Source organism: Mucilaginibacter sp. 22184 (assembly GCF_052045695.1).
Classification (GTDB): domain Bacteria; phylum Bacteroidota; class Bacteroidia; order Sphingobacteriales; family Sphingobacteriaceae; genus Mucilaginibacter.
In genome coordinates this window covers 94,727-117,895 of the sequence record NZ_JBQEPI010000006.1, presented here as the reverse complement: position 1 = coordinate 117,895, position 23,169 = coordinate 94,727, and the positions used below count along the sequence as shown (strand labels likewise).

General features: G+C 43.3%; 16 protein-coding genes and 1 riboswitch. Of the genes, 13 read left to right on the top strand and 3 right to left on the bottom strand.

The window, feature by feature from the left end; genetic code table 11:
- Window positions 1-161: 161 nt before the first annotated feature.
- On the bottom strand, window positions 162-2,057 hold the full coding sequence (locus ACTJKG_RS14520; protein WP_440739637.1) for an AAA domain-containing protein: 1,896 nt from the start codon (window positions 2,055-2,057) through the stop codon (window positions 162-164).
- A 171-nt stretch (window positions 2,058-2,228) separates the two neighbouring features.
- Between ACTJKG_RS14520 and ACTJKG_RS14515 the strand changes: the two genes are divergently transcribed.
- The 11 genes from ACTJKG_RS14515 to ACTJKG_RS14465 all read left to right on the top strand — a co-directional run bounded on the left by ACTJKG_RS14515 (window position 2,229) and on the right by ACTJKG_RS14465 (window position 19,807).
- Window positions 2,229-2,504, top strand: coding sequence for a hypothetical protein (locus tag ACTJKG_RS14515; RefSeq protein WP_172333759.1), 276 nt, complete (start codon window positions 2,229-2,231; stop codon window positions 2,502-2,504).
- Window positions 2,505-2,704: 200 nt separating this feature from the next.
- Window positions 2,705-2,907, top strand: a riboswitch (cobalamin riboswitch).
- A gap of 130 nt (window positions 2,908-3,037) precedes the next feature.
- A complete protein-coding gene (locus ACTJKG_RS14510; RefSeq protein ID WP_440739636.1) occupies window positions 3,038-5,089 on the top strand; it encodes a TonB-dependent receptor plug domain-containing protein in 2,052 nt (683 codons plus the stop codon).
- 9 nt (window positions 5,090-5,098) lie between these two features.
- On the top strand, window positions 5,099-6,238 hold the full coding sequence (locus tag ACTJKG_RS14505; protein WP_440739635.1) for a YncE family protein: 1,140 nt from the start codon (window positions 5,099-5,101) through the stop codon (window positions 6,236-6,238).
- A 24-nt stretch (window positions 6,239-6,262) separates the two neighbouring features.
- Window positions 6,263-7,219, top strand: coding sequence for a cell surface protein (locus tag ACTJKG_RS14500; RefSeq protein ID WP_172333757.1), 957 nt, complete (start codon window positions 6,263-6,265; stop codon window positions 7,217-7,219).
- Window positions 7,220-7,250: 31 nt separating this feature from the next.
- On the top strand, window positions 7,251-8,396 hold the full coding sequence (locus tag ACTJKG_RS14495; protein WP_440739634.1) for a DUF5074 domain-containing protein: 1,146 nt from the start codon (window positions 7,251-7,253) through the stop codon (window positions 8,394-8,396).
- A gap of 24 nt (window positions 8,397-8,420) precedes the next feature.
- The gene (locus tag ACTJKG_RS14490; RefSeq protein ID WP_172333755.1) at window positions 8,421-9,521 is read left to right on the top strand and encodes a DUF5074 domain-containing protein; all 1,101 of its coding nucleotides are present in this window, start codon (window positions 8,421-8,423) and stop codon (window positions 9,519-9,521) included.
- 272 nt (window positions 9,522-9,793) lie between these two features.
- The gene (locus ACTJKG_RS14485; protein ID WP_440739633.1) at window positions 9,794-11,776 is read left to right on the top strand and encodes a response regulator; all 1,983 of its coding nucleotides are present in this window, start codon (window positions 9,794-9,796) and stop codon (window positions 11,774-11,776) included.
- Between the two features lie 127 nt (window positions 11,777-11,903).
- Window positions 11,904-13,115 carry an efflux RND transporter periplasmic adaptor subunit gene (locus tag ACTJKG_RS14480; protein ID WP_440739632.1) on the top strand — a complete coding sequence of 404 codons (1,212 nt, stop codon included), beginning with the start codon at window positions 11,904-11,906 and terminating at the stop codon, window positions 13,113-13,115.
- 36 nt (window positions 13,116-13,151) lie between these two features.
- Entirely contained in the window at window positions 13,152-16,319 is a 3,168-nt protein-coding gene (locus tag ACTJKG_RS14475) for an efflux RND transporter permease subunit (protein ID WP_172333753.1), read from the top strand.
- A gap of 22 nt (window positions 16,320-16,341) precedes the next feature.
- Window positions 16,342-17,748, top strand: coding sequence for an efflux transporter outer membrane subunit (locus tag ACTJKG_RS14470; RefSeq protein ID WP_440739631.1), 1,407 nt, complete (start codon window positions 16,342-16,344; stop codon window positions 17,746-17,748).
- Window positions 17,749-18,130: 382 nt separating this feature from the next.
- The gene (locus ACTJKG_RS14465; protein WP_440739630.1) at window positions 18,131-19,807 is read left to right on the top strand and encodes a hypothetical protein; all 1,677 of its coding nucleotides are present in this window, start codon (window positions 18,131-18,133) and stop codon (window positions 19,805-19,807) included.
- An 82-nt stretch (window positions 19,808-19,889) separates the two neighbouring features.
- On the opposite strand, the gene ACTJKG_RS14460 is transcribed toward ACTJKG_RS14465, so the two are convergent.
- The gene (locus ACTJKG_RS14460; RefSeq protein ID WP_172333750.1) at window positions 19,890-20,216 is read right to left on the bottom strand and encodes a DMT family transporter; all 327 of its coding nucleotides are present in this window, start codon (window positions 20,214-20,216) and stop codon (window positions 19,890-19,892) included.
- A gap of 77 nt (window positions 20,217-20,293) precedes the next feature.
- Complete coding sequence (locus ACTJKG_RS14455; RefSeq protein ID WP_440739629.1) at window positions 20,294-20,857, bottom strand: Crp/Fnr family transcriptional regulator; 564 nt, start codon at window positions 20,855-20,857, stop codon at window positions 20,294-20,296.
- Window positions 20,858-21,060: 203 nt separating this feature from the next.
- On the opposite strand from ACTJKG_RS14455, the gene ACTJKG_RS14450 reads away from it, so the two are divergent.
- A complete protein-coding gene (locus ACTJKG_RS14450; protein WP_440739628.1) occupies window positions 21,061-22,314 on the top strand; it encodes a sugar MFS transporter in 1,254 nt (417 codons plus the stop codon).
- Window positions 22,307-23,161, top strand: coding sequence for an ROK family protein (locus ACTJKG_RS14445; protein ID WP_440739627.1), 855 nt, complete (start codon window positions 22,307-22,309; stop codon window positions 23,159-23,161). The genes ACTJKG_RS14450 and ACTJKG_RS14445 overlap by 8 nt, the downstream gene beginning before the upstream one ends.
- Window positions 23,162-23,169: the final 8 nt, after the last annotated feature.

Sequence of the window (23,169 nt, the reverse complement as noted above, 5' to 3'; positions counted from 1 at the left end):
TTAGTGTAATTTTTACGTATTAATTTGTTGTTGGTTTGCTGACAAGATAATCATAAAAAAGCCTAAAATGAAACAATTTGGCAATATTTATCGTCGATAACGATTGCGTAACTGGATTTGATAGTGTAAAAATGGCTACTAAAAGGTGTTAGCAAGGTGTATTATTCACCGGCATATGTCCAGGCACTTTCATAGGCATCCAGGCGTTCGGTATAGTCGATAAGATCGGCATAAAATGGCAGCCTGGTAAGGGTGGAACTGTCCCCTATAACCACCAGTTTCTTCCGGGCGCGGGTCAAGGCTACGTTCATCCGGCGGATATCTGAAAGGAAACCGATCTCGCCTTCGGAATTACTCCGCGTCATGCTGATATAAACCACATCGCGTTCCTGTCCCTGGAAACTATCCACCGTGTTTACCGAAATATAACTGCTGTAAGGAAGTAAATCAGGATGGGCAGCCAGCAACTCATTCAGCACCCTGATCTGTTCTTTATAAGGCGCGATAATAGCAATAGAAGGGAAATTGTCGGTGCTATTTAAATTGCTAACCAGCTTATTAAGGTGCTTTAATAAAAACACGGCCTCTTCGGGGTTGGCTACGCTGGTGCCCTGCTGCTGTTCATCAAAACCACAGCCCGCGGTATCTACAAAAGATACAGGCATATCTCCGGGGAAAAGCAAACGCTGCGCTACAGAAGTATGTGCTTTCAGTTTGCTCTGGTAAAACTCTGCTGATGAAAAGCCCATGATATCCTGATGCATACGGTATTGTTCTTCCAGTAATACTACAGCTTCTGGATGCAGGGATGCACATTTTTCGAGCAGGGTAGTGCTCAGTCCATTTTTGGCCGCCTCTGCCGATTTGATCGTCGGTGGTAGCTGGCAATGGTCACCCGTCAGTATTACTTTTTGCGCTTTTAGTATAGGGATCCAGCAGGCGGGTTCCAATGCCTGACCGGCTTCGTCAATCACTACGGTATCAAACCTTACATCGCGTATGGTATAGTGATTTGCGCCCACCAGTGTAGCGGTGATCACCTGGGCTTTACTCACCAAATCGTCAACTATGTGCTGCTCGGAGGCGGCCACATCCTTCATGATCTTATGCGCTTCATTAAACAAGGCCTTGCGTTGGTCGCGCTCTGCTTTGCCAAAGCTGCGTTTGTATTTGTGGGCCATGTCCTTGTAAGCACTGGCCTGTTTTTTGAGTTTTTTGATCTCTTTGTTATCGTCATGTTCGGCAATCTTGCTGTCGAGCGTTAAGGACAACAGTTTTTCGGATACCCGGGCCGGATTACCGATGCGCAATACATTTAGCCCCTCGTCTGTTAGTTTCTCGCTGAGCAGATCAACCGCGGTATTACTTGGAGCCACAACCAAAACCTGTTTTTTATTTTGCCCGATAAGCGCTTTAATAGCCTGTACCAGAGTAGTGGTTTTACCCGTGCCCGGCGGCCCGTGAATAACGGCCAGGTCTTGCGCCGAAACTATTTTATTAACCGCCTCTGTCTGCGACTCGTTTAAGCGTGGAGCGGAAACAGGGGCGGTAGTATTAAATACAGGAGCTTTCTCGCCCGTAAGGATCTGGATCAAGCGTCCTTCCTGTGGCTTTACGGCTATGGCCGAAGCCTGTTTAAGGGCATTCTGCATTTCGTCGTAACTATTGTTATCAAAAAGCAGATCGATGCCGAGTTTGCCGTCGCAGGTCCAATCTGGCAGTTCGTCGGTATATAGGGTGATTTTTAGGCGGTCGCCGCCCTGGTAGGTGATGGTGCCTTCCGCACGGTCGGTCTTTGGATCGTGATTGGAGAACAGGGCTGCAGGTACTCCAAAACGCAACTGGTGAGCCAGGTCCTTATGTGTAGTTCGTTCAACCTCTACATTGATATAATCGCCCCGGCCGGGCTCGGTTCCACGAATGGCTATAGGATACCAGCTAAGTCCTTGTGCCCGGCGGTCGGCAGCTGATGAGTTTTCGGTTAGTTTAAGATAAGCGTTACGGTCCTCCTCTTTTTCTTTATTCAGCAGATCAAGGAGCCTTTTGAAATAATCCATTGCCTGCAAAGGTAGGGATTTTGGGAGCAAGGATTTGGGGGACTTTGGGAGCAAAGAGCAAGGATTTTGCGAATAACGATTCTTGGAGTAAGAAACTATTTTCAAAAATTGTAAGGGACTGTTATGCAGAACGACTAACTCTATAGTATAAATCTAAAATAGGGGAGGAATATGGATGAATTGACAAAAATAGCGTACAACTGTCGCAAAGCCACTCGTTTAATTGAGAAGAAGCTGATTGACCACTTAACACTTCGCGAAAAGCTGGAATTGAAGATCCACCTGGCCGGCTGCTCGGTATGCAGGGTGTTTGAACAGCAAAGCTCCATGATCAATAAAATGGTGTGCGAGCTGTTCCATCCGGCAAAGATCAGCGAATTGAAGCTGGATGATGAGTACAAAAAGCAATTGCAAAAACGTATTGAAGAAAAACTGAACAAGCATTGAGATAAAAATTTACAAAATAAAAAATTTAAATAGTAGATATAAACTATAGATTTTCAATTATATAAATTTTATAATTGAATGAAAGCTTTATTGTTTTGCTCCGCATGATTTTCGTTGATGAATTAGGTATGGTATCCTGTTTGAAAATTATGCTATCTATGCGGCATACCAAAACATCAAAGTCCTTGTGCTTTTTATTTCTATATTTGCCTCGCTTTTGGTTCCCCAGGCCTTTATGATTTGGGGATTAAAAGGGAATCCGGTGTAATTCCGGAACTGTCCCGCAGCTGTAAGCTCTGTTAACCGCTATCCATTCTATAGCCACTGTTTCGATATGATCGCGACGGGAAGGCCGGGTAAGCGGGGAGTAAGTCAGAAGACCTGCCATTGCATGATATGTATTCATAGCTTTCGGGGATTGAAGCTGGAATGAAGATACCTCACGTTGTTGCGTATTTCCATTGATGGTACCCTGTTGGCTGTTTGTTTAATTTTTTCACGAACAGAACGTATTGCAACACTTGTACAAATATTTGTGCTTCCCGATTTTTTTTATTTGCCTTACAGCGGTATGGGGCCTGTTTTGTGGTAACGCTAAGGCGCAGGTGGCGGATACCAGTCGCCATAAACCTGCAGCAGATACTGTTAAAAGTCACCATCTGAAAGAGGTTTCCGTTCGTGCAGGCCGGATTTCTTCGCGTAATACTTCGGCAACACCACTGCAAATACTCAAAGGAGCGGAGCTGGAAAAGCTGAATAGTTTTTCGGTGGCCGATGCCATCCGTTATTTCTCAGGTGTGCAATTGAAGGATTACGGCGGCGTAGGCGGTCTCAAAACCATTAATGTGCGCAGTCTGGGTAGTAATCATGTAGGTGTTTTTTATGATGGTGTCGAATTTGGCAATTCGCAAAATGGCCAGGTTGACCTGGGTAAGTTTTCGCTGGATAACATTGATGAAATAGCCCTTTACAATGCGCAAAAGGGTACCATATTTCAGTCGGCCAAGGGCTTTGCCTCCGGGAGCGCTATTTGCCTTACCTCGCGTCAGCCGCATTTTGAGGATAGTAGCCGTTCTGCTGGTAAAGTGAGTTTTAAAACCGGTTCATCAGGTTTGGTTAATCCGTCATTCTTTTGGCAGTATAAGCTGAGTGATAATACCTACAGTACCTTCAGTACAGAGTTTGTACATGCCAATGGCCGCAACAAATTCCGTTATACTAATGGTGTTTATGATACTACAGCCGTGCGGCAAAACAGCGATATCACCGCGCAACGGGCAGAGCTCGGGCTAAATGGAAAGCTGCCGGATAGTAGTAAATGGGCAGTTAAAGGGTATCTGTATAATTCGGCAAGGGGATTACCGGCCGCCATTGTATCCAATAAATTTGATTCGGATGAGCGCTTGTGGAACAGGGATATCTTTATGCAATCTACCTACAACAAAAATTTTGGCGACAGGTACAGTCTGATGCTTAGTGGTAAGTATGCCAATACTTTCAGCCATTATACCAATCCCGATATCACCACAACTACCGGGCTGTTAAATGATCGTTATTATGAACATGAACTTTACTTTTCGGTAGCTAATAAATACAAGATCAATAAGTTTTGGGATGTGGCGGCCTCGGCAGATTATGAGTGGAGTACCTTGCACATCACCGAGAATGATTCGGCTAAATATAAGTTTGCACCGCCTATTCGTAATCAACTGTTAACGGCCTTGGCCACCGAATTGCATTTTACCCGGTTTAACTTACAGGCTAATGTGCTGGGTACTTTTGTTCGGGACAAAGTTCCGGTTGAGGCTAATTCAGATAATAAAACCGAGTATACACCCGCATTATTGTTTTCATGGCAACCCACAGAAAGCCCTGATTTTAGGTTGCGTGGTTTTTATAAGAGCATTTTCAGGCTGCCAACTTTTAATGACCTGTATTACACTTTTGTAGGTTACGCTACGGTAAGGCCAGAATTTAACAAGCAGTATGATCTGGGCTTTACTTATAACCGTACACTGCATCAGCAAACGCTGGTCTACTTCGCGATACAGGCCGATGCTTATTACAACCAGGTAAGGGATAAAATAGTGGCGGTACCGGGAGCCGATCTGGGTCGGTGGTCTATCATTAACCTGGGTAAAGTACATATTAAGGGGGCCGAGGTAAACGCGCAGGCTACGTGGCAATTATGGGGTAGTGTGCTATTGAATACCGGCATTTCATACACCTATCAACAATCGGTGGATGTAACTGATAAAACTGATCTCAACTATAATCAGCAAATACCTTATACCCCTGTAAACAGCGGTTCGGTACTGATAGGCGCTGAGTGGCATAAACTGGCCTTCACCTATAGCTATATCTATACCGGCGAAAGATATAATCAAAAATATCATGAAGCAGCCAATTATATGCCGCCATGGTATACGCACGACATAGCGTTTACCTATGCCACAAAGCTCAATAGCCACAAGCTTAAACTTACTGCCGAAATCAATAACCTGCTTAATCAATATTACGACGTGATATACAATTTTCCCTTGCCGGGGCGCAACTATCGCTTCACCATAAGTTCAACATTTTAAGCATTTGCCATGAAGAAAATAAATCACATGAAATATCTGCTGCTCGGATGCATTATTCTGAGCTACAGCGCCTGCCGGAAAGATGCTAAACCCATCCCAGAGCAGGATAAGTCCTTGTTGCCCCCCGATCCCACAGCTGTGGTTAAAGGCTTCTATTTGCTTAATGAGGGTAATATGAATATGAATAAGGCTTCGCTTGACTACCTGGATTATACTACCGGGCAGTATCGCCGTAATATTTACAATCAAACCAACCCGGATGTTACCAAAGGTTTGGGCGATGTGGGTAATGATATTGGCATTTATGGCTCAAAGGTATATGTGGTAGTTAACGTATCCAACAAGGTGGAGATTTTGAACGCGAAAACCGGTAAACGGATCTCGCTCATCAATATCGATAACTGCCGTTACGTAACCTTTCATAATGGCAAAGCCTATGTGAGTGCTTACCTGGGTAAAGTAGGCGATCCCAAAGCGCCGAATGGTGCTGTTAATGAGATAGATACTTCTACACTTCAGATCACACGCAAGGTTACCGTTGGCCGCCAACCCGAAGAGATGGCCATAGTAGGCGAAAAGCTGTATGTAGCTAACTCAGGCGGTTATAGTCCGCCAAATTATGAGCGTACGGTTTCTGTTATCGACCTGCCTTCATTTAAGGAGTTGAAACGCATAGATGTGGCCATCAACCTGGATAGGGTAAAGGCTGATAAATACGGCGATATCTATGTAACCTCCCGCGGCGATTATTATAGCATTCCCTCCAAGTTATTTGTAATTGACACCAAAACAGACCAGGTTAAAAAGCAATTTGATTTTGGCGTAAGTAACCTTTGGATTGATGGTGATATCGCCTATATGTATGGTTACGAATATAATTACAACACCAACTCAAATACCACCACCTATTCCATGCTTAATGTAAAAGATGAAACCGTATTGAATACGAAGTTTATTACCGATGGCACCGAAACCCAGATCAAGGTTCCCTACGGTATAGCTGTAAACCCGGTAACTAAAGAAGTATTGGTTACTGATGCTAAAGACTACGTTACACCGGGAACGCTGTATTGCTTCGATCCGTCGGGAAAGAAAAAATGGTCGGTAGTGGCCGGGGATATACCGGCCCATTTTGCATTCGCTTATTAATACTTACATAAACTCATCAATAAAATGAAATTGAACCTTAATCTTTACCAAGTTTTTCTCCTGTCGGTCATCATTGGTGTCGCCCTGCTGTCATCCTGTAAAAAGGATGTACAAATAGTTGAGAAACTGCGGGTTGATACAGTTATTAAACGCGATACTGTAGCTCCACCCGAGCCTCCGGGCTCACCTATCAGGCCTGTAACGGCTTCAAGTAACCCCTATGTAACCGCACTTTTTGATTTTAAGCCTGCTCCGGGCCAATTTATCAATACCACTCTTGGCGATTCAACAGCTGCCAAAGGGGTATTAAGAGGTACTCAGGGGCTGGTTTCATTAGGAGCCTGGGGCGGTTATATTGTACTGGGATTTGACCATACCGTTTTGAATGTACCCAATGCCAATGACCTGATTGTTTTTGGTAATCCTATACCTAACATATTTGCCGAGCCCGGCGTGATATGGGTGATGGATGATAAAAATGGTAACGGTAAACCGGATGATACCTGGTATGAACTGAAAGGCAGCCAATTTGATCATGACGGATATGTGCGCAATTACCAGGTAACTTATACCCGCCCGGCAAATGATGCTGATGACATACCATGGACAGACAATCAGGGCGGTGCCGGCTTTGTAAAAAGGAACCAATATAACACGCAGCCCACTTATTTCCCGGGATGGGTAAATGGCAGAACGCTTACTGTAACCGGAACTTTGTTACCCTCAACTAATATTGACGATAGCAACCCGCAATATATCACAAGCAGGCCTTTTGATTTTGGCTATTCTGACAGTACTTATGGCGGCGATAAGGTTGATATTTCCAACGCTATTGATAAGGACGGAAAAAGAGTGAAGCTGAAAGGTATCGATTTTATCAAAGTGCAAACCGGGGTGCTATATGATATGGGGTGGCTTGGAGAACAATCAACCGAAGTTTGCGGTGCCGCCGACCTTAGCATAGTGAAATTAGATCAATAAACAATCTGTATAAATAACCAATCAACACACCATGAAAACAAAAAGATCTACCCTTATTAAGTTGCTACCCTATATTGTTCCTGTATTATTGATGGGAATGGTAAGTTCCTGTAAAAAAGATGCGGCGAACATTACACCAAATACTAATCAGGTAAACAGCAAATTGCAAGTGCGTGGCACAGGTAAATATGATAACGGCTTTTTCCTGATCAATGAAGGATGGTATGCACACGGTACCGGAACGGTAAGCTTTTACGATTTTGGTACTGGCGTGCTCAGCGACAGTCTGTTTACCAAAGAAAACCCGGGTAAGAACCTGAACCCAACCAGCAGCACCTTACAGTACGGTACTATTTTTAACGACAGATTATACCTGGTAAGTAAAGTTGGAGGCCCCCTGGTAGTGGTCAATCCACATACTTTACAGGAAATAAACCGTATTGCCGCCAAAAGTGGTAATGACTTCAGGGCTTTTGTGGGTATTGATGCTAACAATGGCCTGGTGAGTACCAATTCGGGTATTTTTCCTATCAATCTGCAAACATTGGCTTTGGGTACCAAATTAAGTGGCGTAACCGGTCAGGTGGGCGATATGATCAAAGCCGGTAATTATGTTTTTGTACTATCAGCATCAAGCGGAGTGATCGTATTGAATGCTTCTAATAATTCGGTGGTTACATCTACCTCTGTTGCTGGCATGTTATGCGCGTTTGCCAAAACCCCTGACGGTGCTGTTTGGTCCGCCGGTGGCACACAACTGGTGCGCATTGATCCAGCTACTTTGGTTATACAAACCATTACTGTGCCGTTTTCCATATACGGCTCATGGGCGGCCTGGCATCCGGGTTCTATCGCTGCTTCTACTACCGAAAACGCCATCTTTATAGCCAAAAACGCTACATTTTCTGGTGGTACACAGATTTATAAGTATACCTCAACCAACAGCGCTTCATTTACTACGCCATTTATCACCGTGCCAACAGGCAGAGAGTTGTATGGTTCGGGTGTAGGTTATGATCCTGCACATAACCAGGTTATTGTTAATACGGTACACTCCGGTTTTACCACTAACTATGGCTTTAATGACCTATGCTTTTATAATGCCTCAACAGGAGCATTGATCAATGATATCGCTTATACAGGATATTTCTTTCCTTCTATAGCGGTATTTCATTAATTCTTTATATCACAAACAATAAGCATGAAAAATAAACTCACCATAAAAAAGCTATCAACATATCTTATTCCGGTATTGTTAATGGCCACTATCGCTTCCTGTAAAAAGGATCACGATGTTAAAATAGCGCCTCCGGGTAAATATGAAAACGGTTTCTTTATAGTAAATGAGGGCTGGTATGGTCACGGTACGGGTTCCGTAAGCTTTTTCGATTACGCAAAAGGGACTTTAACCGATAGCATATTTACCAAAGAAAACCCCGGTAAAACACTTCTGCCAGCTACTTCATCATTGGAGTTCGGTACGGTTTATAATCATAAATTGTACCTGTTATCAAAAGCAGGCGGTCCCCTGGTGGTAACTGATGATATGTCGCTTAAAGAAACGGGCCGTATAGATTCTGCCGGTAGTAACGATTGGCGGGCGTTTGTCGGCATCGATAATAATACCGGTTTAGTGAGTACAGGTGATGGTATTTATCAGCTTAATCTGCAAACGGTTAAACTGGGTACAAAGATCAGCGGTGTGAGCGGCGAGGTAGGTGACCTGATCAAAGCAGGTAATTATGTATTCGCGCTATCACAATCGGCCGGGGTAGTGGTACTAAACGCCTCTAACTATACCATTGCTAAAACTATTCCTGGCTTAGAAGTAGCATTCGCCCGTAGCAAAGATGGTGCTATATGGGCGGCAGGCGGCAACCAGTTGGTGCGTATAGACCCCGCAACGCTTGATGTACAAAATATCACTGTGCCATTTACTGTTAATGGTTCATGGGGTGCTTGGCATCCAGGCTCCATTGCAGCCTCTACCACCGAGAATACTATTTTCCTGGCTAAAAATGGCCCATATAGCGGTGGTACCGAAATCTATAAATATACCCCAGGCAATAGTACTTCATTTACCACTCCTTTTATAACCGTACCAGCCGGCAAGGAATTGTATGGCGCAGGTTTGGCTTTTAATGCCAAATTGAATCAGTTGGTAGTGAGTACGGTAAAATCCGGGTATGGTATTAACTACAGTGTAAACGACCTGTTTTTTTATGATGCATCAAGCGGATCTCAAACTAAGGATATCCCCTATACAGGCTATTATTTCCCGGCTACCTTCGTATTTCATTAATATTTAAATAAGTATAGTTCTGTTTATAAAAGAAGGCCACCGGTAGGAGGCCTTCTTTGGTTTTGTGTTTATAGATTTGCCTGTTAATAGCAGGTTTTTATAGTGAATAAAATGAACTGTTCTGTAATTTATGAATAGAAATAACAATTTAGTTTAAATTACTTTTAGAGGTTAAAACATGGAACGCTTATCACGGCATGCAGTCATTCTTTTTAGTGAAGTGGTTTAGGGATATTCCGATCGCGAAGAAATTATATTTTACTATAGGTATAATGGCTTTTCTGATTATAATAGAGTTATTTACGCTTAGTTTTGCCATAAAAACACTCTCGGCAGTTAGGTCATATGTTGGCGGGGAGGGGCTTTGGTCAAAGGCGCAAAAAGATGCTTTATCCCATTTAAAAGTCTACGCTTATTCACACAATGAACAGGATTATCAGGCTTTTCAGCAATTTTTAAAAGTTCCACTGGGGGATGGTGCAGCTCGTACTGCCCTTGAAAGAATGCCTCCAGATTACGATGCAGCCCGATTAGGTTTCCTGGAAGGTCGTAATCATCCGAATGATATTGACGGTATGATTAAATTAATGCTGCGGTTTAATCAGGTGAAATATCTAAAGCAGACCATTTTTTATTGGAAAAAGGCCGAGGGAGTATTGATAAAGCTGATCCCCGTGAGCAAGCAACTACATGATAAAGTGCTATCCGGAACTACAACTGCATTAGAAACTCAACAGTTTTTAGAATACATTTCTGCAATCGATGCCGAGTTTACGCCAATGGAAGATGGCTTTTCCTATAGTTTAGGTGAAGGGTCGCGATGGTTTGAAAACCTTGTACTTAAAATTCTAATTGGTTTGGCATTTACTGTTGAACTAACGGGGATACTGATCGCTATATCTATAAGCAATGGTATGCAAAAAGGCATTAAAGAAATTATCTCCGGGGCTAAAAAAGTGTCAGAAGAGGAGTTTGATACCCGGGTAAAAGTTTATTCAAAGGATGAAATTGGTATTTTGGCAACCGCCTTTAACCAAATGACCGATAAATTGGAGCATACTATATACGAGTTGAAAAACGCCAAGGTTAAAGAGCGCCGGCAACTGGAAAGGGCAGAGGCATCTGAAAAAATTAAGCAGGTGTTCATTGCCAATATGAACCATGAATTTTTAACGCCCATGAATGCTATTATGGGTTTTGCCGGCTTGTTGCAAGAATCAGAAATGAATACCGAGCAAAAAGAGTATATCAGGGCTATTATGAAATCGGGTGAGTTTTTAAAAGGTTTGCTTAATAATATTCTTGACCTATCGAAGATTGGATCTGGCAACGTACAATTGGAAAAGCAGCCTGTAAGCATTCGTGATGTAGTGCACAACGCGGTGGCTATGTTAAAACCGGAAGTTAATAAAAAGTCGCTGGCCATCAGCTATCATATTGATGCCGACATTCCAGACCTGATTTTGGGCGATGAGATGCGCCTGAGTCATATATTATTAAACCTGCTTTCCAACTCGGTGAAGTTTACCCATCAGGGCGCTGTTATGGTGGAGGCATATGTTATTGATGACACCGATGATGTCATCTGGGTAGGTTTCAGTATTCAGGATACAGGGATAGGTATCCCCGCAGAAAAGCAGGATAAAATATTTGAGAGCCTTGATCAATTCAGGCAAAATAAGGGTTTAGGTGGTATTGGCCTTGGATTGAGCATGGCCAAGCACCTGGTCGATTTGCATGGAGGGGATTTATTTATCAAAACAAGTACGCCCAGGGGGTCCGATTTCAGATTTTTGCTTCCCTTTGATAAATATACGGTAATTGCTGAGCAACCAGTAATTGATAATGCATCGAACGGTTGTGCTCCGGAAAATGAAACAAAAAACACCAGGATATTGGTTGCGGATGATAATCATTTGAATCAGTTGCTGATCATTAAAGTATTGGAAAAGCGTGGTTATTGTGTTGATGCTGTTGATAATGGAAAACAGGCATTGGAGAAATTACAGCAGAATCATTACGATATTATACTGATGGATCTGGATATGCCCCAATTAAATGGCTATGAGGCAACCGCTGCAATCAGAGGCGAGGATAATGGCAAAAATACTATTCCCATTATTGCGATAACCGCCCATGCCACCCGGGAAGTAATGGAAAAGTGTATCGATCATGGCATGAACGATTTTGTGGCAAAGCCTTTTGACGCGCATGATCTTGACCAAAAAATAAAAGCCATTTTAATCGACGTCTGATCTTTACATCTGCGCGATTTTAAAATAAGCTGTAACATTAACTATATTTAACAGTCAAAAAACCTAATTAATGCCGTATTTAGCGGCGTAAATCCTTACGCGCTATATTTTCACGATTATTTTACTTATGATGCTTTTAAAACCTTTCTGCAAAACTTACTATGTACTTTCGCCTCAGAATAGGGCTGTATTTTTTACCGCTGCCTTACTGGCAGCTATATTGAGTTCCTGCGGGAATAAAAACAAACAGGCAGCCGGCGGGCAGGAAGGAGCACAGGTGTTGGATTATAAAGTACTTACCCTTCAGCCACGGTCGGCTACTTTAAATGTGGATTACCCGGCAAGTATCCAGGGGCAACAGAATATCGAGATCAGACCCAAAGTAGATGGTTACGTAGAAAAAATATACGTAGACGAAGGTTCTATCGTAAAAAAGGGCCAATTGCTTTTTAAGATCAATGCCCCGCAATATGAGCAGGATGTACGTACCGCGCAAGCAGGTATTAAAACAGCGGAGGCCGATCTGAGCCTGGCCAAAATGCAGGTAAATAAAGTAAAACCCCTGGTTGAAAAAGATATCATCAGTCATTACGAGCTGGAATCGGCAGAATATACACAGCAGTCAAAAGCAGCCGCTTTAGCACAAGCAAAGGCTGCGTTGGTAAACGCGCAGGTTAATTTGGGATATACTACCATAACCAGTCCGGTAAATGGCGTTATTGGTTCGCTGCCTTATAAATTGGGTAGTTTGATAACCAGTACCACAACAGATCCTTTAACTACAGTTTATAACACCTCCAATATTTACGCCTATTTCGCGCTGAACGAAAAACAATTACTTGATTTTAGCAAGGATAGCGCAGGTACAACCTCCTTCAAATCAAAATTAAGCAAACTACCCAATGTGCTGCTTATACTTCCTGATGGTACTACTTACGAGTATACAGGCCGTGTTGAAACGGTGAACGGATTAATTAATACCGCTACAGGCGCTGCCAATGTACGTGCCGATTTTGTAAATCCACGGGGTATTATCCGTAGTGGCAGTAGCGCTTCGGTTAGAATCCCCAACACGATTAAATCGGGTTTGCTGGTACCACAAAGAGCCACTTATGAACTGCAGGATAAACGCTTTGTTTACCTGGTTGATAAACAGAACAAGATCAAGAACGTAGCTATTCAGGTGATGGATAACACCGCTGGTCAGTTTTACGTAGTTACCGACGGTTTGCATGCCGGCGATAAAATAGTGCTGGAAAGCGCCAATAATTTGCCGGATGGAACCACCATAAAAGTCAATCCGGTTAGTGAGGCATCTGTTTATGGCAACCTTAAATAGTGGAGTTTAATTTATCAATCCTGTTAAAGCAATTGTATGCTTAAAAAATTCATAGAACGCCCGGTATTATCAACTGTTATATCCGTTTTACTGCTGATACTGGGTATACTGGGCCTTATTAATCTACCCATATCACAATATCCAGATATAGCGCCGCCAACGGTAAACGTGTCTGCTTTTTATAATGGCGCTAATGCCGATGTGGTACTTAAAAGCGTGATCATCCCGATGGAAGAGCAGATCAATGGGGTGGAGAACATGACCTACATGACTTCGTCTGCCTCTAATGATGGCTCAGCATCGATCACGGTATACTTTAAAGTAGGCACCAATCCCGATCTGGCCGCGGTGAACGTGCAGAACAGGGTATCAAGGGCAACCAGTTTACTGCCGCTGGTTGTTACGCAATCGGGTGTTACGGTGGCCAAAAGCCAGAGCAGCAACCTGGTTATTTTTTCCTTATACAGTGACAATAAAACATACGACGAAACCTTTTTGCAAAACTATGCCAAGATAAACCTGGTGCCGCAAATACAACGTGTAACCGGTGTGGGTACCGCTGAAGTGTTTGGCTCCCGGGATTATTCCATGCGTATCTGGCTAAAACCGGATGTGATGTCGCGATATGGTTTAGTGCCTGATGATATTACCGATGTGCTTAACGAGCAGAATATAGAAGCTGCGCCAGGTAAATTCGGCGAAAACAGCAATCAATCTTTTCAATATGTGATCAGGTACAAAGGGCGTTTACAATCTGCCGCTGAGTTTGGCAACATGATCATTAAATCGGTGGGCAATGGGCAATTGCTGCGGTTGAATGATGTGGCCCGGGTTGAATTAGGCTCGCTGGATTATTCGTTTCATATCATTACTGATGGTAAACCATCAGTAGGTGTGGCCATTAGCCAAACGGCGGGATCAAACGCCCGCGATGTGATCAATGAATCAAAAAAGATCCTGGATGCGGCTGCCGAAACCTTTCCTAAAGGAATGAAGATCGCTTACCTGGTTGATGCCAATGAGGTTTTGGATGCCTCGATAGAAAAAGTGATCAGCACACTCATTGAAGCATTTATATTGGTATTTATCGTAGTGTTTGTGTTCCTGCAGGATTTCCGGTCTACACTGATCCCGGCTATTGCGGTTCCGGTAGCTATTGTGGGTACTTTCTTTTTCCTCAACTTATTTGGCTTTACTATTAACCTGCTCACCTTATTCGCATTGGTGCTGGCCATCGGTATTGTGGTGGATGACGCCATTGTGGTGGTGGAAGCCGTACACGCTAAACTCGATATAGGCTATAAGTCGGCCCGAAAAGCATCTATTGATGCGATGAGCGAGATATCAGGCGCTATAGTTTCCATTACATTGGTGATGTCGGCAGTGTTTCTACCGGTAACTTTCATATCTGGCTCTACCGGTGTATTTTATAAGCAATTTGGTATTACGCTGGCAGTAGCTATTATGTTATCGGCCATCAACGCCTTAACGCTTAGTCCGGCTTTGTGCGCCCTGTTCTTAAAGCCGCACGAAAAAGGCACCAAGAAGCATGGTTTTATCAATCATTTCTACGTGATATTTAATACCGCTTTTGATGCGGTAAGCGGTAAGTATAAAAAGTCGGTAGGGTTCCTGGCGCATAAAAAGTGGATAGCGGTAGCCGCCATAGCCGTATTTGCTTCTGTTCTTATTTACCTGATCAAAACCACGCCATCCAGTTTTGTGCCTAATGAAGACCAGGGCGTTGTATTCGCGGCTATTAGTCTGCCCCCGGCATCGTCCATGGAACGCACAGATGCGGTTGCCAATAAGATCGATAGCATTGGACATACCTTTCCGGCTGTGGTGAGTACCTTGAAACTGGTTGGGTTTAACTTTATTGCAGGTAATGGCAGCGCTTACGCCATGGTGATCATGAAACTGAAAACCTGGGATAAGCGTAAATCAAAAAGCGACAGCCAGGAAGGTATTATTGGTCAGCTTTATGGCAAAACCAGTGGAATGCGGGAAGCTAATGTGTTTTATTTTTCGCCACCAACCTTAAATGGCTTTGGTAACAGTGATGGTTTTGAGTTTCAGCTGCAGGATAAAGGCGGGCATACCGTGAATGAATTGTTTAAAGTAAGTAACGACTTTATAGCGGCCCTTAGCAAGCGCCCCGAAATTCAAAGCCTTAATTCATCCTTCAACCCCAATTTTCCTCAATACCAGGTTGATGTTAATGTAGCCAAATGTAAAGAAGCCGGTGTAACGGTAAATTCGGTATTGAATACGCTGCAGGGGTACTATGGCGGTTTATATGCTTCTAACTTTAATCAATTTGGTAAACAATACCGTGTAATGGTGCAGGCCGATTATGATTACCGGGCTACGGAGGCAGGTTTAAGCAAAATATTTGTACGCAACAGCGCGGGTACGATGGCGCCTATAACTTCCTTTATTTCATTGAAAAGAGTATTTGGGCCTGAGTCTATTTCACGATTTAACCTGTTTACGGCCATATCCGTTTCGGGCCAACCTAAGCCGGGTTTTAGTACGGGCGATGCCATCAAGGCCATTAAAGAGGTTGCTTTGGAGAGCCTGCCTGCGGGTTATGGTTATGAATTTTCCGGTTTAACGCGGGAAGAGTTAACCGCAGGCACGCAATCGGCTTATATATTTATGCTTTGCCTGGTGTTTGTGTACTTTTTATTAAGCGCCCAATATGAAAGCTATATTCTGCCTTTCGCGGTATTGCTCTCCTTGCCTGTCGGTTTGTCGGGAACTTACCTGTTTGCCAAGATATTCGGTATCGAAAGTAACATTTACCTGCAGATCTCCCTTATCATGCTCATTGGTTTGCTGGCCAAAAATGCCATCCTGATTGTTGAGTTTGCTTTGGAAAGACGACGAGCGGGTATGGAACTGATACCAGCAGCTATTGCAGGTGCCGAAGCCCGTTTACGCCCCATCCTGATGACCTCCTTTGCTTTTATATTTGGTATTATGCCTTTGATGTTTTCAACAGGAGCAGGGGCTAATGGCAATAAATCTATAGGTACAGGGGCAGTGGGTGGTATGTTTGTAGGAACCATATTTGGGGTGTTTGTGATCCCGGTGTTGTTTATCATCTTCCAGCATTTGCAGGAAAGGGTAAGCGGCCCACCGAAACAAGATAATGACGACGATGAGGATGAAGCGGTTGAACTCAAACCCGCTCATTGATCCATCAATTAAAAACATCGCCATGAACAAAAATTGTTTAAAATATATATTGCTATTTGCCTCGCTTTCGGGAGTGCTGCTGTCTTGTCGTGTTACCAAAAGCTATAAACGCCCGGAGGTAAATACCGAAGGTCTTTATCGTGGTAGCCAGTCGACTGATACGACCACCATGGCCTCGATGCCCTGGCAAAACCTTTTTGCGGATACTGTATTGAGATCATTGATACAGGAAGGCTTGAACAATAACCTCGATCTGAAAACCGCGGTACAAAAGATATTGGAAGCGCAGGCAACCCTGCGCCAAAGCAAAGCCGCCTTTCTCCCCAGCTTAAGTGGCAATGTGAGCGTTACCCGGTCAAAACAATCGCAGGCCGGGTTGAATTTCCCGGAAGGTATCGACATCAATACCCTCACTACCACCTATCAGGCCAATTTAAGTACTTCGTGGGAGGCCGATATTTGGGGTAAACTAAGCAGCACCAAAAGAGCCGCCCTGGCCAGTTTTTTACAAAGTGATGCCGCCAAAAGAGCGGTGCAAACCCAGCTGATAGCGGATATTGCCAATAACTATTTCAGCCTGTTGGCTCTGGATAAGCAATTGGAAATTACTCAGCAAACGCTTAAAAACCGGATTCAGGATGTGGAGACCATGAAGGAGCTCAAAAAAGGGGCCGTGGTTAATGGCGCGGCTGTGGTGCAGAGCGAGGCTAACCGTTATGCCGCCGAAGTATCTATTCCTGACATTAAACGCAGCATTCGCGAGACGGAGAACGCACTGGATATTTTACTTTCGAGGGGCCCGGGCCCAATTACCCGCAGTACATTAGCCGATCAAAAGGTAACCACCGAACTGCAAACGGGTATCCCTACACAATTGCTAACCAACCGCCCGGATGTGCAGCAAAGTGAATATGCTTTCAGGGCGGCCTTTGAGAATACCAACCTGGCGCGGACTTATTTTTACCCGTCATTTACCATAACCGCTTCCGGAGGTCTCTCAAGCTTGACTTTGAAAGATTTTTTTGACAAATCAATATTTTATAACGCAGTGGCTGGTATAGCGCAACCTATTTTTAACCAGGGTATCAATAAAGCCAGATTACGTACCGCCCAGGCACAACAGCAGGAGGCTCTGAATAGTTTCCAGAAAACATTGTTGGTAGCCGGACAGGAAGTTTCCAACGCGCTTTATGCTCATGAAACCGCTGTTGAAAAACAGGATTCCCGCAGTAAACAAATCATCGCACTGCAAAAATCGGTTGACTATACACAGGAGTTATTACGTTACAGCTCAGCAACAAACTATACCGATGTATTAACCTCCGAACAAAATTTATTGGCAGCGCAACTTAGTGGCGTGAGTGACAGGTTGCAGGAATTGCAAGCCATTGTGAATTTGTACCGTGCTTTGGGTGGTGGATGGCGGTAATGTAAACTGCTGTTTTCTAAAAAAAATAAAAGGCCAGGCTTTATAAAGTCTGGCCTTTTTTATGGGTAATTATTGAGTGCTTATTATATTTTACTTTTCATATATATAGCTTATAGGTTTCTTAATAAGCTATATAAAATTCCTTTAACTTAATTAATAATCTATAATAGTTTAAAAATTAAGTATTTATTAAGCTTTTTTTAATATCCTTCCGCTTATTTTATGCTGATAACCAATTTATACCGGTATGCTTTTTCTAGAAGTTTCCGGTTTATTTAACCTTAATATCTATGAAAAAATACGTTTTTATGCCCCCTTAGGGATGGCTATGTCTAATTACAACTATTAACTACTATCAAACCAATTATTAAACACGTAAATTATGAAACTAAAAAATATTAAAGCTATATTTTTATTGGCCTTATTTGGCATTATAAGCTTAAGCAGCTGTAAAAAAGGTTTAGACAGAAACTCAGCTAGTGCATTGGCTGGAAAAAACAAAAGTACATTTGCCTCACCTGTTGGTGATGTGGTTGGGAAGATCACTGTAGGCTACCAGGGATGGTTTGCCGCTATTGGCGACGGTTCGCCTATTAATATTTGGTGGCATTGGGCACCGAATGCGGGCCAGGCGCCATCAACAAACAATATCGGTATCAAATCATGGCCTGATATGCGCGAGTATACCAGCTCTTATCAAACTGGTTTTGCCAATTTAAATAATGGAACACCCGCAAAATTATTCTCATCCTTTAATGACCAAACTGTAAATGTACAGTTTCAATGGATGCAGCAAAATAATATTGATTGCGCCGCGCTGCAACGTTTTAATCCAACAGGTGGGGAAGGCCCGGTTCGTGACGCGATAACGGCTAAGGTAAGAACTGCCGCTGAAGCTACTGGTCGCAAATTTTATATCATGTATGATATCACCGGCTGGACAAACATGCAATCAGAGATCAAAACCGACTGGACAAATAAAATGTCGGCGTATACTTCGTCATCGGCCTATGCCAAACAAAACGGCAAACCGGTAGTATGTATCTGGGGATTGGGTTTTATGGATGCTAACCACCCATTTTCTTCGGCTGTTTGTTTGGATGTGATCAATTGGTTTAAAGGCCAGGGCTGCTACGTAATAGGTGGTGTACCAGCTTCATGGCGAGATACCAATGCTACCGATATCCAGCCCAACTTTTTACCAACCGCTACCGCGTTGAACATGATATCGCCATGGATGATCGGTAAAATAGGTAATATCAGTGAAGCCAATAACTTCTATAACGATCATCAGGTGGGCGATCAGGCTTATTGTAATGCCAATGGTATCGATTATCAACCATGTGTATTGCCGGGCGACCTGCAATTACGTCAACGCGCACACGGCGACCTGATGTGGACCCAGTTTTATAACCTGATCCGTGGTGGCGCACAGGGTCTGTACATTTCGATGTTTGATGAATACAATGAAGGTAACCAGATTGCTAAAACAACAGAAAATTCATCCTTTGTTCCGGCCGGTTCCAACTTTTTATCATTGGATGAAGATGGTACCGTATGCTCTGCCGATTACTACCTGCGTTTAACGGGCGATGGTGGCAGGATGTTGAAAGGACAAATTCCTCTTACCTCAATACGCCCGACAGCGCCTGTTGTAGGTGGTAGCAATCCGGTTACGCCTCCCTTTGGGCAAACAGTGACTATAAAAGGCTCGAATAACCAGTATGTAAGTTCTGAAAACGGTACACAGGCCATGAATTGCAACCGCCCTGCGGCACAAGGCTGGGAGCAGTTTACTGTTGTTAATGCAGGTAACGGAAAGGTTGTTCTGCAAAACTCCAGTAAATATGTATCGTCTGAGAACGGTACCCAGGCTATCAACTGCAATCGTACTGTTATTGGCCCTTGGGAGCAGTTTGATTGGGTTGTGAACTCAAATGGCACTATCTCGTTCAGAGGTAATAATGGCGCTTATATTTCAAGTGAGGGCGGCACCGTAGCCATGACCTGCACCCGTACAACTATAACCGCAACAGAGCAGTTCCGGATAAATCAATAGACCCCAGCCAAACCCTTCCCGGGAGGGAGGGCTTTTAAAACAAAACCGGCGACCATATCAGGTCGCCGGTTTTGTTTTATGCTTACTCGGCAACAAACTTAAGCCCTATTACGGAGATGATGAGGGTGCTCATGAAAAACAAGCGCCAAAAGTTGGTTGGATCTTTAAATACCAGGATTCCGACCAGCACGGTGCCTACAGCGCCGATGCCTGTCCAAACGGCATAGGCTGTCCCTATAGGTAAGGTTTGTATGGCTTTGATAAGGAGTACCATGCTCAGGGTCATGGTGATAAAAAATCCGGTATACCAAAGGTACATTTCGGTACCTGTTGTTACTTTGGCTTTGCTTAAACATGAGGCAAAACCCACTTCGCAAAGACCTGCGATGATTAATATGATCCAATTCATTTTATCTTATATTTATTTCGACTGTAAAATTCCGGAGTATAAACAGCCTAAAAATTAACATAGGATAAATAATATAGTTACCTGATTTTGGATCTTATACGGCTTAAACTCACCTGTGTAATGCCCAAATAAGAGGCTATATGACACAATTGCACCCTTTGCACAAGATCGGGATTGTGGTTGAGTAGCTCCTGGTATCTGTCGGCTGCCATGCTGAATTGGCGGGAGATCAATCTTTCTTCTACCTTGATCAGTTCCGTTTCGGCAAAGCGGCGGCCCCAGTTGGCTATGTGAATATCCTCGGCAAACAGCTTCCGCAGGTCGCTGGTTCTGATGCGGTACAATTCACAATCTTCCAAAAGCTCAATATTTTCATAACCGGGTTTATTATCTACATAATTTTTCATCGAGATAATGGTATCACCTTCCCGGCCAAACCAGAAGGTAACCTCGGTATCGTGCTGAAATAAATAAGCACGTACGATACCTTTTTTTAAAAAATAAACGTTCCGACTGATTTTATCAACCTCAAATAAAATGCGCCCTTTAGGTAAAGTGATTTCCTCAGCCAACTGTTTCAGCTTCTGCGCGGAGGTTTCCGGTACAGGATAAATTTGATTGATAATTTGTTCAATGCTCACTTTAGCAATTATTAATTATAAATATTAACCTTAGGCTTGAGGGTATTTGCCCCTACAATTGTCCTTCTTATGCCGTTAAAAACCAAACGGAACTTTTATTATAAAAGAATATCAATAACATTGTCCAGAGCCATCGATCCTGTTTATATAATAGTTTGTAAATTTTAAAAACGTAATTATAACAAAACCTTTATTCTTAACCAATGAAACGTAACTACTACATTGTAGCCCTGATCATGCTCATCTTTTTTGTGATCTCCTTTTTAACCAATGTGATCGGTCCGCTGATACCTGACATTATCAAAGTATTCCATCTAAGTTACACATTGGCAGGTGTACTTCCTCTGGCATTTTTTATAGCCTATGGTGTAATGTCGGTGCCATCGGCTATTATGCTGGAAACATTCAAGGAGAAAAAGATCATGGTAGCGGCGTTTGTGGTGGCTTTTTTAGGATCGCTTTTGCTGGCGATGGAGCCTAATTACCTCAGCGCTATTATTTCCTTGTTCCTGATTGGCTGTGGTATGGCTATGCTGCAGGTGGTGATCAATCCGCTGCTCCGAACATCTGGTGGCGAAGAGAATTATGCCTTTACCTCGGTATTGGCGCAATTGATATTCGGGCTCGCTTCTTTTCTGAGCCCGCTGGTTTATTCTTATATGGTTAAAGCTTTAAAAGAAAACAATAGCGGCGGTATCGTGGGCTTATTACATTCGTTGGTGCCAGAAAATCTGCCCTGGATATCATTGTATTGGCTTTTTACTGTGATATGCCTGGCGATGGTTATTCTGTTGATATTAACCAAATTCCCCAAGGTTGAACTGAAAGAAGATGAGCAGGTAGGCTCCTTGCAAACGCATTTTGACCTATTTAAGCAACCTATCGTTATCCTGTTTTTGGTAGCCATGTTCTGCTATGTGGGCACGGAGCAGGGCATCGCTAACTGGATCTCCCAGTTTCTGAAAACCTATCACGATCTTGACCCTCAAACCAAAGGAGCTGATACCGTAGCCTATTTCTGGGGACTGATGACGGCAGGCGGCATCCTGGGCCTGTTTCTGTTGAAGATCATGGACAGCCGTAAAGTGCTCATCAGTTTTACCATACTGGCTTTAGTATGTTTAACTTCGGCTTTGTTTGGGCCAACAAGTGTGGCTTTGATCGCCTTTCCGCTGGTAGGTTTCTTTGCTTCGGTGATGTATCCTATTATATTTTCACTGGCACTTAATTCTATCAATAAAGATCACGGTTCTTTTGCAGGCTTGCTGGTTACGGCCATTATCGGCGGAGCTATCATACCACCTGTTATCGGTTTGCTGGGTGATGCTTTTGGCTTGCGCGCTGGTATGTTCTTTTTGTACATCACCCTGGGTTATATATTAAGCGTAGGCTTTTGGGCAAAACCACTCATTACCAATAAAACCATCGACATCAAAAAGAAAACTACTCATGAATAATATCAAAGTAATAGGGATAGACCTGGGGGCTACCAATATCCGCGGAGCAATTGTAAATGATAACTCCTTGTCGGCTATCGTATCGCAAAAAATAAAAAGCGATGGTTCTGTTGAAGATGTGATGAATGATATATACCAGGTGGTTGACGCTCTGTTAAAAAACGATCAGGTAGCCGCCATTGGTATTGGTGTACCCAGCGTGGTTGACGTTGCTGAAGGTATTGTATATGATGTGCAATACATTCCATCATGGAAGGAAGTGCATTTAAAACAGTTGATGGAAACACGTTATGGCATACCTGTGTATGTAAATAACGATGCCAATTGCTTTGCTGTAGGCGAATATTATTTTGGCAAAGGGGGCAATGTAGATTCGATGATCGGTTTAACGCTGGGTACGGGTTTAGGCGCTGGTATCATGATCAACAAACGATTGTACCCTGGTTTTAACTGCGGAGCTGGTGAATTTGGTTTGTTTCCGTACCTGGATAACATACTGGAATATTATTGCAGCGGCTCGTTCTTTAGCAATGTGTATGGCTTAGATGGCGTGCAGGTTTTTGAGGATGCCAAAAAGGGGGATGAGCAGGCATTAAAACTATATGCAGAGTTAGGTAAACATATTGGCCATGCTATAAAACAAGTGATGTATGCTTATGATCCGCAGCTAATTGTACTGGGTGGTTCTGTACGGTATGCCCATGCGTTTTTTCAGCAAACGATGTGGGAAGAGATCAGAACATTCGCCTATACCAAAACTGCCGAACGGATCAGGGTAGAGGTATCGGAACTGGAAAACAGCGGCATCATTGGCGCCGCGGCTTTGTATTACGATAATCAACAATAAACTATACT